The organism is Pseudomonas syringae pv. tagetis (genome assembly GCF_022557255.1).
In the GTDB taxonomy this organism is placed as follows: Bacteria; Pseudomonadota; Gammaproteobacteria; order Pseudomonadales; family Pseudomonadaceae; genus Aquipseudomonas; species Aquipseudomonas caricapapayae.
Genome location: NZ_CP092923.1, coordinates 819,221 through 831,525 on the forward strand (window position 1 = coordinate 819,221; position 12,305 = coordinate 831,525).

The following is a 12,305-nucleotide window of genomic DNA, read 5'->3' on the forward strand; positions in this document are numbered from 1 at the left end:
CAGGCACGCGGGCCAGGGAATACAGGTGCATCAGACGGTGATGACGGGGCCGCGAATATCCGACGGCGGGGGCACGTCAGGGAATGGGTAGACGCAGATCGGGTCCGGTTTGATTACACCAATACCGGGCACCGGCATGATGGTGAAATCGGCACCGCCGGAGACGCTGTGCATCTCGGCGTCGGTCAATAAATGCGCATGAGCCGAACAGCCATCGACTGTGTTTTTCTGATTGCGGTTATTCATGTCAAACCTCTTGGTCGTTATGAAAAAAACGCTTCAAGCGAGGCCGGTTATTCAGGGGCTCGATTATCAGGTGCTGTCAACGGCGTCCAGAGGCTAGCGTCCCGAGCGTGTCTGTAGCCGGATCAACCGTTGAAAGGCACTTGATAATGAGCACGTCAACCATGAGCGCACTCGCCGTGCAGCATTTGCAAAGACAGCAGTCTGTGGGCAGACGTGTTTGAACCCTAGACTTCTTGCCGACGTTGATGGGTGGCGGCCATTGCTACGAACATGCCGGCCAGCCCGATGTAATACCATTGAAAATCAAGACTGGCGGCAATCAGAAACGCTAGCGCTGCCAGCCAGAACAGCTTCGACGAATTAACGGTCTTCCCAAAGAGCTTATGACGATCAGGCATCATAATGTTCTCCTGTATGCCCAGTGGGTCATTGCACTGCGCTGTCCATTCGGAATGGCAGGCGTGTCACTGCGCCATCTGGTAGGTCTGAAAAGCGTCAATCGCGGCGGCACCTGCCACGCCAGCCAATATGACCCCGGCACCGACCGCCGTCACTGGGGCCAGCGCCGTTGCAGCGGCCACTACGCCGATGGCTGCAACACCTTCTCCTACGCTCATGCCGCCGGATATCTGTGCCAGTTCTTCATGAGTCAGTTCGCGCATGATCGATTCCTTATTCATTCGACGTTACCTCGTTATCGTAGTGTTTAACCTGTCTGGTCAGTAGACCAACCGCGTTGTCGTCGGCGGTTCTCTGAGCGCCGGTGACTCGCGAGTGGCAGGGACAATACTTAACGACTGTGCTCGCTAATTAAATAGTACAGGTGTGCTAACTGAGCGGGTTAATATTATAAAGCCATTATTCGCGGGTGCTTTATTTGTCGGCAACATTGTCAAGTACTCGACCATTGCTCTGCGCTCCGTAGCAGGCAGACGCCTGTCGAACGTTCACTGAAAAGAGTGCTGCCAAGCCTCGTTGGTGGTTGGCAAGTGTGCGGCATGCCTTTGTTTAATGAACGTGCTCTGTTTGAAACTTCTAATGCGCCGGCGGGCAGCAGTGACTTTCTTATAGGTTGTCGTATAACTTACGACTGACCACATGGCTGCACAGGGGCGATAAAAATAACGTGGCTTAAACCCGGCTCTATCGGGTTTAAAGATTTTTCCAGTATTCTGAATCACTCGCAGTGATACTTTTTTATACTGTAACTTCTTCTCGTTATTTAATGGAACCTCACGGCGCACTGCGACACTCATCTACTCAATTTTCTAACGGGTTTAGCCGATGAGCCTTCGCCATGAAGAATATCCAACCGATTATAAACAGTGCTTATTTTCGATATTTGCCGGGCGGTGGCAATGAGCTGCTTATTTCGGGCTGCCCATGATCAATCGGATGTATTCATGACTCGCTCGATTCAGAAAGTGGCTATCTGCTTTACGAGCATCGGCTGACAGCCTTTGGGCCAGTTGAACGTCCTGATGCCTGTGCTGCCAATGACGAAATTTCATCACTTGCCCCCGACGAATGTGCAGGAATGTTTAATGATAAATCCCATAAAACACTCGTTCAGTCACCTTGGGTCTTCCAACGCTCAAAGTGCCTCGACATCACACAGTGACCTGGTGCCTAACTTTGTGTCTCGAGGACGGACTGGAAAAGTCTCGCTGACCCATTTCGACACCCACGATGAGCGTCATCTGGCAAACCGGCAGAACAACGTTCTGGAATCAATAGACGGCAGAGACTTCATGCTGCTGTTGCAGAAGTACACAGCGGCTGAAACAACCAACGAAGAGTTTGCTGTTCTGAGGGCCGCCATTCCGCGCTATTCCATTGAGTTGGCTGAACCGGGCCGTTCTAAATTGCTTTATCGGGGGATATCGCTGGGCAGAGCGTCTGCGTCGATCTTGCTGACTCTTCCCAAGGGCTATTACAGCCGTGAAGTAGCACATGGCCTTGTGCATGGCATGCAGTTGTCGGACGGCAGTTACTCCGGACGGGGCGTGGCCAGTACCTCGACAGTGTCGGCCATTTCAGAAAGCTTCGCGCTGACCAACGCAATCAGGAAAAAGGAAGTACCCATCCTTTTTGAGCTGGAGGCAATGCCCCCCGTTCCAGAGCTCAAACACAGTGGTGCGAAGGGCGTGACACTTAGCATCAGCCGGTTGCCCTCGTCGGCAGCCGGCAAGAGTGAACATGAAGTCATTCTGGATATCACCAATCGCTACGAAATCACGGAGGTCACCCAGAAAGACAAGTGCATGGTTGTCAAAATGACCGTTTTGGGCCGGTCAAAAAGGGGAGACGAACTCGCCGCGCTCGAGACGGATAAATGGAAACAACTCTCGACGGCCAAAGGTTCTAACCCGGGCGGATTGTTTCAGGCCCCTGATGGCGTTAAATGGTATGTGAAAACAGGGCGTTCTACGGATAACTTCCATAACGAAGCGCTTGCCTCCTTTCGCAATGAAGTGCTCGCTTCCAAGCTGTATAGCGCCGCAGGTGTTGCTGTCCCCGATGTGCGGCTGGCGTCCCGGCATGGCAAGCCCGCGTTGATTTCCCGACTTGTAGACGGAACTCAAAAAGACCTTGCGACGATGGCAAGGAGTAGCCAGTTGAAGTGCGGCTTTGCTGTGGACGTCTGGTTGGGCAACTGGGATGTCATCGGCAGGGAGGGGGACAATGTTGTGTTCAGCCACAACCACAAGCCTGTGCGTATCGACCTGGGCGGCGCACTGGTCTTCCGCGCCGGTGGCGAGCGTAAGGGTAACTTCGGTGTCACGCCTATGGAACTGGTCACCCTGCTGTCTCGTAAAGAAAACACGTCCAGTTATGTCTTCCAGAATATTGAGCGTAATGACATCCGCGCCGGCATTGCGGCGATAGAAAAAATACCGGACGCACGCATTGCCGAACTCTGTGCAAAACACGGCCCTGATAATCGTCTCGCACGTGAGGCACTCGGTGAAGTGTTGATCAGAAGGAAAAGGTGGCTGGTCAGTGTGAAGCAAGAGCTCCCTTATATTCATCCTCGAAAGAATGAGCTCGGCCAGGTAATCACCGTTAAAAATCCAACGTTACCCAGCGGCGTGGACACATGGCGTGATTCATCCCGAACGGCTGTTTTCGTACCTCACCGTTCTGTCCGGGGCAGCCTGAACAATACCCCGTTCAAATCATTTCAGGCCCCTGGAACGCTTACGGAGTGGAGTCGGATCAGAACGCGCGCTGTCGCTTTCGCAGAGCCTTCGTTCCAGAAGCATGATCGTCTTCGCTCAGCCAGCGGTGCGATAGTTTTCGAGCCCGATGGCAGGGTATGGGTCACCGAGCCGACCAACCATGTATTCGGCACCGCTCATTCTTTCCCCAAGGGCGGTCTGGAAAACGGACTGAACCTGAGGACCAACGCGGTCAAGGAAGTCTATGAAGAGACCGGACTACACGTTCAGCTCTACGGCTTCATTGGCGATTACGACAGAACAACGTCACGCACCCGTTACTACCTTGCCAAACGCGTGGATGGAACACCTTCTGACATGGGTTTTGAATCTCAAAGCCTGAAGCTGGCCAGGCTTACCGAGGCCGGCAGATTGCTGTCCAGCGAGCTGGACACAACCATCTTGCTGGACGCAGTGAAGGTTTTCCAAAAGACCTCCTTCCACTAAGCATCGGATGCTTCAGCGCTGACGGACGGTAGAAGGATCTTCAAACCCTGCGAAAAAACAGTTCACCCAAACGCGTTACCTCCACAGGAAAGGAGTAATGAAATGAGTATGAACACACCCGTAAGCAATAATGGCCACGCCTGGTTGCCTGCCCCGTCGGGCAACCAGGCGTCGGGTTCGGAATATTCCGGGAAGTCATCGAGCAATGCGGTGCACTTTCTTCCTCCAGAAAACACCCATCGTTCGCCCAATACCGTCAGTTGGGGGAATGGCACGCCAACAGCCACCACAGCGAATGCACGAGCCGGTGGAGCCGATCGGAATGACCTGGTCGAGGCGTTGAAGACGCTCATTTATGCGTTGCTGAAAAACCTGCTGGGTCGTTCTTCTGCCAGTGATCCTTCTCAGCGCCAGCCCTCTGCGTCGTCCGGACCAGGGCCGGCTTCTGCTTCTCCCGGCAGTGCTGCTCATTCGACTCCAGACTCAAGCCGGTCCGGGCAGCCTGATGACGGTCGTGCCTTCAATAACGCTGGCCTGGGCACTCATGGCGGCGCGAATACGGTTCCTGACCGGATTGCTTCCCCTGAGGCGGCGCGAAAAATGGTCGACGATGTGAAAAGTGCCGGCGGCGGAACACTTCGCATACAAATGACTCACGACCAGATCAATGACCCCGCGCAGATGGCCAAGCTCAAAGCGATGGTCGATGCCGGTGACAAACAAGGGGTCAAGGTTCAGTTCACGTTTCGTGACAACGCCAATGGCGGCGGTGGCAACGTCTTGTCCGGGGACAAACTCAAACAAGCCGCTGACGATATCAAAAACGTAGTTTCGGCACTCGGAAAACACCCAAGCTTTGTACTCGACACGTTCAATGAGGGCGGCAAGAGCGCCACCCAGGATTGGGCCGATATGCAAAGCACGCTGATCAAATCTGCGCGAGACGCAGGCTACAAAGGCGACATTGTGGTGGAAGACAGCAATTGGGGAGGTGGCCTGACCGCTGGCGGGGAAAGCGGGCTGGTCAAATACGCCGATCAATTGAAGGCCGCCAATGGCAGCAACAACCCCGGCCTGATCGGCAGTATCCATGAGTACGCCAGCGGTGCCGACGCTTCTTCACGCCTGTCATCGGAGATCAAGGCGCTGACGGGCGCGGGCTTCAAACCTCAGATCGGCGAAGTCGGCAACGCCAACTGGACCGGGGGCGGTAACTTTGAACAGCGCGACGGGGCCAACCAGGCTGTGAACGACAACATGGATGCGCTGAAAGCCGCTGGTGCCGATGTCCTGCCGTGGATGGACCAGTTCAGAAACGGAAAGATCAAGCACGACATCGGCTTCTCTAACAACGATCAATTTTCCTGACATTGCTCGTGGACATCTGATCACGCTCATCAACTGACCGTCGCCGGGTTACCTGCAAAGGTGGCCAGCGATCCATTCAGCGTATCAACACAGGGGAGGGCGACGATAGGCAACAGCGTCGCCGCCTCTGCTCTTTATTTGTCTGAAAAAGGAGGTAATCAAAGCCATGGCTGTCACCAAACCCATGCTCAATCTGAAGTTGAACACCCAGTTAACGCCACCCCCTGTCAAAAAGGACACAAGCGCCGAACTAAGCCGTTTGAATCCGGGAGAAGTGCGCGCCAACACTCAAACGCGCTTTGCCTTGAATCATCGTGCCCCCACGTACGCGGTAGCGCAGCGCGCGCGGGGTGAAAATCATGGTGGCTGGACGGTTTTCAATACCTCCAGGGCGACAGGGACTGACCTGTTCATTCACATGGATCGCCGGGAGCCCAAGAGCAAGGGTGACTTTGCCGGTGACAAGTTTCACCTGAGTGTTGCGCCCGAACATGTCGCCAGCGCATTTGATGCAATAGGCAAACTCTTGCAAGCGGACGACAGTCCTGTCGACAAGTGGAAAGTGACCGACATGAATAGTGTGCAGACACACTCGTCGGCTGAACAAGCGCGTGTTACGCAGGGGGCTCAGTTCACCCTGTATGCCAAGCCTGACCGCGCGGATAACACTTACAGCCCTCAATACATGGGAAAAATGAGGGGCATGATCAGCAGCATCGAGCATGCGTTACGAGCCGCCGGCGTAGCGCAGAGCCGTCATCGCCCTGCATCGGATGTTGCCCCCGGGCATTGGGCGTATGCGTCTTATCGCAATGAGCACCGAAGCGAAAGAGCGGGATCAGCCAGCCAGGTCAATGAACTGCAAACAGAGCCGTTTTTCCAGCTGGTTTCATCGCCTGACATGGTCGCCTCGCCAGCGATGCCGAATGCCGGAAGTCGCTCGTTGCTGCCACCGCCCTGGACCCGCTGAACAGGTCCGGCTGTGGATCGTTGAATACCAACCAGTTCTCTTTACATCACATTGCCCGCAACCCTTGATCGGGTGTGTGCAGATTCTGTGATCACCCCACGTGCTACCTGCGTGCTTACAAAGCACGTATTGGAACTAGAAAAAAGCCGTCGTACAACGAGGCGCCTTACAGGAAAAATGTCATGCCGAATCCAGTTTCTCAACACTCTGCCAGTCATGCTTATCTCTACAATCAGCCTTCCGGTAGCCAGCGTCCTTCGCAAGCACCCAGTGCTTCACAACAGGCTCATCGTGCCAGACCAGGCAACACCGTGGCGCTTGTCGGAGGACACCCTGTTCAATTGACCGCGATGAATCGGACCGGGTTTGCGTCTGCGTTTGCAACCTCCCAGACAGTGCACACCACGCAATGGGGGCAAAGAGGCATAGCGCCTGCCTCTGCCCAACAGGTTTTAAATCAGCGCCACCGACTGGCGCACGCGGCAGAGCTTGAAAAACAGCATATCCTCAACAATCAGCTGAATAATTTCCCGACAGAAAAAAGCAGGATTGCACATAACAGTCTGCAGCACTTTAGCCGCTATTCACCCTCGCAGGGCAGGCAAGTCGTTGATGCATTGCATATCTATCAGCAGGATTATGGCGATAACTATCTGATGAATATCAGCGCGATGGGTTATCGCTCTCTGAGCCACTACTTGCAATCGCTCGACCCTAAATACCACAACGAAGCCGAGGTGAATAATTTTGTCCGTGATTTTGCTCGACATTACGAGGCGGGCGAACTGAACGCCGAGGAGTTTGAAATCCACAAGACCCACATCGAAACCCAGTTGGCGCCACAAACGGCTCTTTTACGACAGTTCATTCATGCCGCTCCGCGTATTTCAGGTGTCTCTCTGTTGAAAGGTGCGACAGGGCATGACGATCTGTTCACGACTCAACTCAATGGCGAGTCTGCGCTGCACGCTCTGCTCTCGGGCAAGGCGCTGCGCTTCAACGGTTTTCTCAGTACGACATCCAGCGCGGACGCGGCAGTAGAATTCTCCAGTGTGTCGGATGAGCGAGGGTTGGGCAGAGCCAGGTATACGGTGGACCTTTCAAGCGGTGACCTTTCATCTGAAGTGTTGCGGCGTCAAACGCTGCGTGATCTGCAGAGCAATCGCGTTGATGCCTCGTCGATCTTTTTCCGCTTCAAGGCCGACCGCGTTGCGGGTATCCACGTGGATGCCATTCAGGATGCTCACAATCCGGATATGAGCATCAGCGAAGCGGGTGAGCAGGAAATTCTGCTCAATCCAGGGCATTACTTTCAGCCGGAAAAAATCGTGATGCTTGAGCAAGGTTTTGCAGTCACCGGGCGGCTTGCTTATGGCGAGCGCTGACGTGTCCTGAGCTGATCGGCAAGCGCGCTGACGTTACCTGTGCAGGATCGCCTGATGAATCTCCTGCAACGGCATGATGCGTTGCGCAGCGTTCAGTTTGATGGCTTCCTTGGGCATGCCGAACACCACGCAACTGGCTTCGTCCTGGGCGACTGTCGAGCTGCCGGCATCAAGCATTTCCTTGAGCCCGCGTGCGCCGTCGTCGCCCATGCCGGTCATGATGATGCCTGTCGCATTCTTGCCGGCGAATTTGGCCACGGAGCGAAACAGCACGTCCACGGAAGGACGGTGCCGGTTGACCAGCGGGCCGTCGATGACCTGCACGTGGTAAAAGGCACCGCTACGAGTGACCATCATGTGCTTGCCGCCGGGCGCAATCAGGGCCAGGCCGGGCAGGATGCGGTCATTGTTTCTGGCCTCGCGTACTTCGATCTGTGACAGGCCGTTGAGGCGTTCGGCGAACGAGGCGGTGAATTTTTCCGGCATGTGCTGGACGATGACGATACCCGGGCAGACTCTGGGCAGCGCAGTCAGCACCGCTTCCAGCGCCTGGGTGCCGCCTGTCGAGGTGCCGATGGCTACGATCCGCTCGGTAGTCTGCGCCATGGCATGACCGCTGGCAGCAGGCAGGATGGCGTCGGCAGTGAGTTTGCTGGCAGGCGTCAACACCGGTGCGGCAGCGCGCTTGCCGAGGTTCCTTACATTGGAGTTTGCCGCAGCACGGACTGCCGCGACCAGTTCGGCGGCCGAATCAATGAGGAAGTTCTTCAGGCCGGTGGTGGGTTTGGTAATGATTTCCACCGCCCCGGCAGACAGTGCCTGCAACGAGGTTTCCGCGCCTTTCTGGGTCAGCGACGAGCAGATCACCACCGGCGTCGGCCGTTCGCTCATGATCTTCTTGAGAAAGGTGATGCCGTCCATGCGTGGCATTTCCACGTCCAGCACGATGACGTCCGGCCATTCCTGAGCCAGCTTGCCCATGGCGAAAATCGGGTCCGACGCCGCGCCCATCACATGAATATCGGGGGTGTCGTTGAGAATTGCCACGAGTACCTGGCGAACGACGGCCGAATCATCGACCAGCAATACGCTGATTTTTTTGTTTGGCATCTTTTTCAATTGCTTCCATTGGTTGGTGCCTGACCCATACGTTTCCGTTCCACAGGTCGAAAATGATGTTGCGATGACCAGTGCTGCCCAAGTCCTGAGCCGTCAGCTTCAGACGGTGCCGGTCGGCCAGTTCCAGCGCCGCATGGATATTGCGATCCGCGACGTTCTGCATCTGCTGATCCTGACGCTGTGCAGGAAACATCTCGCCGCCGCCGAACAGCTTGACCTGATACTCCTCCGGCAACGTGCCGCTGGCCAGCGCATGGCGGATAAGCATTTCCATCGCTTCATCACCGTACTTGCCGTCCAGTGGTTGATGCTTGCGAATGCGCCCCGGCAACATGAAGTGGCACATCCCGCCGATACGCCGCCACGGGTGCCAGAACGTGATCGCAACACATGAGCCCAACAGCGTGCGCAGGCGCACCGGTCGAGTCTGGAAGACCACTTCTCCGGGAGCCAGGACTATCTCGGCAACGCCGACCGGCGTGTTCATGGTTTGCGGTAGATCGAAGGGGAGATGAGTTTCAGCGTGTCGTTTATGCCGTTGAGGCTCTCCGAATGGCTGATGATGAAATAACCCCCTGACTTGAGACGCGGCAGCAATCGCGCAACGACTTTACTCTTGGTTTCCTGATCGAAATAAATCATTACGTTGCGCAGAAAGATCACGTCGAATTCACCCAGATCGGGCAGGGTGTCATTGAGGTTGACCTGCACGAAGCTGACCCGGCTGCGCAACGACTTGTCGATCAGAAAGGTGCCTTCCTGTCGCCCAATGCCCTTCAGGCAATATTTGAACAACAACGGTTGCGGCAGGGTTTCGGTGCGCTCCATGGGATAGTGCCCGCTGCGCGCCTTGCTCAGCACGCGAGTGCTGATGTCCGAACCGACCACTTCCCAGGGGGTGGTGCCCAGATGTTCCGCCAGCGTCATGGCCAGGCTGTAAGGCTCTTCGCCGGAAGAGCTGGCGGCGCTCCAGATCCGAAACACCTTGCCCGGCGTCACTTTGGGCAGGACCTGCTGGCGCAGGAAGTCAAAGTGCTTGGGCTCGCGAAAGAAGTACGTTTCGTTGGTGGTCAGCAGGTCGAGCGCCACTTGCAGCTCGCCATTGCGCTGGTCGCCCATGATCAGCTTGAAATACTCGCCATAGTTGTCCAGCCGGTAGTGCTTGAGGCGCTTGAACAGACGGCCTGCCACCAGTGCTTTCTTGGCCAGCGTCAGTTTGATGCCCGCAGCGTTGTACAGCCAGGCCTGGAACTGGCCGAACTCGCGATCGGTGAGCGACGCTGTATCAGGCATGTGCAGGCCTCACGTCGCGTCGGTGTCGGGCGGCAGTGACTGGCCAGCCTCTGCCAGGCTGGACATTTCATCGATGGACAACACGCGATCGACCTCAAGGACGATCACGAACTTGCCGTCGACCTTGGCCATGCCGCTGATGAAGTCGGCACGAATGCGCGCACCGAAGTTCGGTGGCGGTTCGATCTGCGAGGCCGGTATTTCCAGCACTGCCGAGACGTTATCGACCAACAGGCCGATGTCCTGGGGCTGGCCGTCCTCGCTGTTGGCCTCGATGATGATCACGCACGAGCGTCGTGTGATGTCCGAGTTCTGTCGCCCGAAGCGCGCCGACAGATCAACCACGGGCACCACCGCGCCGCGCAGATTGATCACCCCGCGCACGAAGGCGGGCATCATCGGCACCACCGTCAGGCTGCCGTACTCGATGATTTCCTTGATGCCCAGAATGCCGATGGCGAACATCTCGCCACCGAGCATGAAAGTCAGGTACTGCGCCTCTTCTTCGACCGCCGGGGCGGTCTGCCGAGTCGTGACCAATGAGCCCATGTCGTTCTCCCTTTGAATCGCTAACGAAGCCGGCAATCAGAACCGGGTGAATTCCGATTCGTCCGGGGCTCCCATGCTTTGCGCAAATGCCTTGCGCGGAGCCTGTTGCGGCGGACGCGACGGCTGGCGGTTCGGGCTGCTGCGGCTGTCGACAGGGCCGCCTTGTGGGACGCCCCTTGGCGACGCATCAAGGGTGAAGAAGCTCATGGCCTGTTGCAGTTGTTCGGCCTGACTGCTCATTTCTTCAGCGGTAGCGGCCAATTCTTCGCTGCTCGAGGCATTTTGCTGGGTAACCTGGTTGAGTTGGGTCATGGCGGTATTGATCTGCGCCACACCGGCCGCCTGTTCTTCCGACGCTGCGCTGATTTCCTGCACAAGGTCAGAGGTCTTGTTGATCGACGGGACCATTTCGTCCAGTAGCTTGCCCGCCTTCTCGGCCATTTCCACGCTGCTCGAAGACAGCTCGCCAATTTCCTGGGCGGCGACCTGACTGCGCTCAGCCAGCTTGCGCACCTCGGCGGCCACTACCGCGAAACCCTTGCCGTGCTCGCCCGCACGGGCCGCTTCGATGGCCGCGTTGAGGGCGAGCAGGTTGGTCTGGTAAGCGATGTCGTCGATGATGCTGATGCGTTGTGCGATTTTCTTCATCGCGACCACGGTCTGCTGTACCGATTCGCCGCCATCGGTGGCTTCCTTGGCGGCCTTGCTGGCCATGCCATCGGTGACTTTGGCGTTCTCGGTGTTCTGGTTGATGCTGGCACTCATCTGCTCGACCGATGCGCTGGTCTCTTCGACGCTGGCGGCCTGTTCGCTGGTGGCCTGACTCATCGACTGCGCGGTAGCGCTGACTTCTTCCGAGGCGCTGGCCAGGTTATCGGCGGCATTGCGTACTTCGCCGATAATATGCGACAGCTTGCCGACCATATTGCGCATGGCGTTCAGCACCATGCCGGTCTCGTCCCTGGAGCCGTGACCGATGTGCGCGTTGAGATTGCCCTCTGCCAGTTGCTCGGCGGCAGTCGCTGCTTCTTTGAGCGGGCGGGAAATGATCCGTGCAATGAACAGTGCCAGCCCCAGGCCGACCAACAAGGCTGCAACCAGTACGGCGATGATCGAGATGCGCGCGCTTTCGTACAGGCTCGTGCCCTTTTCTCCGGCGGCGGTTGCCCCGGCGTCGTTGAGCTCGACCATTTTTTGCAACTGGTTGGTCACTTCGTCGAAGTGCAGTTTGGACTCACCGCGCAGCAATGCACGCGCTTCGGTTTCCTGGCCCTGCCGGGAAAGCTCGAACAGGTCGTTGCTGACTTTCAGGTAGGCGGACCACGAGGCACTTACGGCACTGAACATCTGCCGGTCCTGATCGCTGATGATCAGCTTGTCGTAGGTGGCCAGTCGCGTTTCAAACTGTTTGCGGGACTCTGCAGCTTCCTGCTCCATCTGCGTCTTTTCCTGGGCAGTGTCGGCAGCAATGTGGCGGTTTTCCTTCAGCCGGAAGTTAGCTGCATAAAAGCGCATGCCTGACGCCGCACGCATGGACGGCATCCAGTTTTCCTTGATGTCCTGAGCGGCCTGGTTGACCTGGCCGAGCTGGATGATGGCAAAAACTCCCATGGCTGCGGTCAACGCCAGAACCACCAGAAACGAGGTAATCAGCTTGGTGGAAATCTTCAGATCGTAGAACCATTTCATTGAAGTAACTCCTTGGGA

Annotated in this window: 12 protein-coding genes; 4 read left to right on the forward strand and 8 right to left on the reverse strand. The window is 56.5% G+C overall.

The features are described from left to right. Positions 1–30: 30 nt before the first annotated feature. From MME58_RS03630 to MME58_RS03640, 3 genes are all read right to left on the reverse strand, one after another. Positions 31–246, reverse strand: a complete 216-nt coding sequence (locus tag MME58_RS03630) for a hypothetical protein (protein ID WP_055005965.1) — start codon at positions 244–246, stop codon at positions 31–33. A gap of 224 nt (positions 247–470) precedes the next feature. Continuing rightward, on the reverse strand, positions 471–647 hold the full coding sequence (locus MME58_RS03635; RefSeq protein ID WP_162838974.1) for a hypothetical protein: 177 nt from the start codon (positions 645–647) through the stop codon (positions 471–473). A gap of 63 nt (positions 648–710) precedes the next feature. After that, positions 711–908 carry a bacteriocin gene (locus tag MME58_RS03640; protein ID WP_055005966.1) on the reverse strand — a complete coding sequence of 66 codons (198 nt, stop codon included), beginning with the start codon at positions 906–908 and terminating at the stop codon, positions 711–713. Between the two features lie 882 nt (positions 909–1,790). Between MME58_RS03640 and MME58_RS03645 the strand changes: the two genes are divergently transcribed. From MME58_RS03645 to MME58_RS03660, 4 genes are all read left to right on the forward strand, one after another. Continuing rightward, on the forward strand, positions 1,791–3,914 hold the full coding sequence (locus tag MME58_RS03645) for an NUDIX hydrolase (protein WP_055005967.1): 2,124 nt from the start codon (positions 1,791–1,793) through the stop codon (positions 3,912–3,914). Positions 3,915–4,448: 534 nt separating this feature from the next. Beyond that, complete coding sequence (locus MME58_RS03650; protein WP_162491455.1) at positions 4,449–5,282, forward strand: cellulase family glycosylhydrolase; 834 nt, start codon at positions 4,449–4,451, stop codon at positions 5,280–5,282. A 166-nt stretch (positions 5,283–5,448) separates the two neighbouring features. Continuing rightward, a complete protein-coding gene (gene ospF, locus MME58_RS03655; RefSeq protein WP_055005968.1) occupies positions 5,449–6,252 on the forward strand; it encodes a type III secretion system effector phosphothreonine lyase in 804 nt (267 codons plus the stop codon). Positions 6,253–6,593: 341 nt separating this feature from the next. Then, positions 6,594–7,637: a hypothetical protein gene (locus MME58_RS03660; RefSeq protein ID WP_310886601.1), complete on the forward strand. Its 1,044-nt coding sequence runs from the start codon at positions 6,594–6,596 to the stop codon at positions 7,635–7,637. A gap of 33 nt (positions 7,638–7,670) precedes the next feature. On the opposite strand, the gene MME58_RS03665 is transcribed toward MME58_RS03660, so the two are convergent. From MME58_RS03665 to MME58_RS03685, 5 genes are read right to left on the reverse strand one after another with little or no spacing between them, the layout of a single operon-like run. Further along, the gene (locus tag MME58_RS03665) at positions 7,671–8,747 is read right to left on the reverse strand and encodes a protein-glutamate methylesterase/protein-glutamine glutaminase (protein WP_055005969.1); all 1,077 of its coding nucleotides are present in this window, start codon (positions 8,745–8,747) and stop codon (positions 7,671–7,673) included. Then, complete coding sequence (cheD, locus tag MME58_RS03670) at positions 8,710–9,243, reverse strand: chemoreceptor glutamine deamidase CheD (protein ID WP_055005970.1); 534 nt, start codon at positions 9,241–9,243, stop codon at positions 8,710–8,712. The genes MME58_RS03665 and cheD overlap by 38 nt, the downstream gene beginning before the upstream one ends. Next, entirely contained in the window at positions 9,240–10,049 is an 810-nt protein-coding gene (locus MME58_RS03675; RefSeq protein WP_055005971.1) for a CheR family methyltransferase, read from the reverse strand. Before MME58_RS03675 ends, cheD begins: the two co-directional genes overlap by 4 nt. Positions 10,050–10,058: 9 nt before the next feature. Then, positions 10,059–10,598, reverse strand: coding sequence for a chemotaxis protein CheW (locus MME58_RS03680; protein WP_054988345.1), 540 nt, complete (start codon positions 10,596–10,598; stop codon positions 10,059–10,061). A gap of 36 nt (positions 10,599–10,634) precedes the next feature. Then, positions 10,635–12,287 (reverse strand): methyl-accepting chemotaxis protein, encoded by a 1,653-nt coding sequence (locus MME58_RS03685; protein ID WP_055005972.1) that lies wholly within the window; start codon positions 12,285–12,287, stop codon positions 10,635–10,637. Between the last annotated feature and the right edge of the window lie 18 nt (positions 12,288–12,305).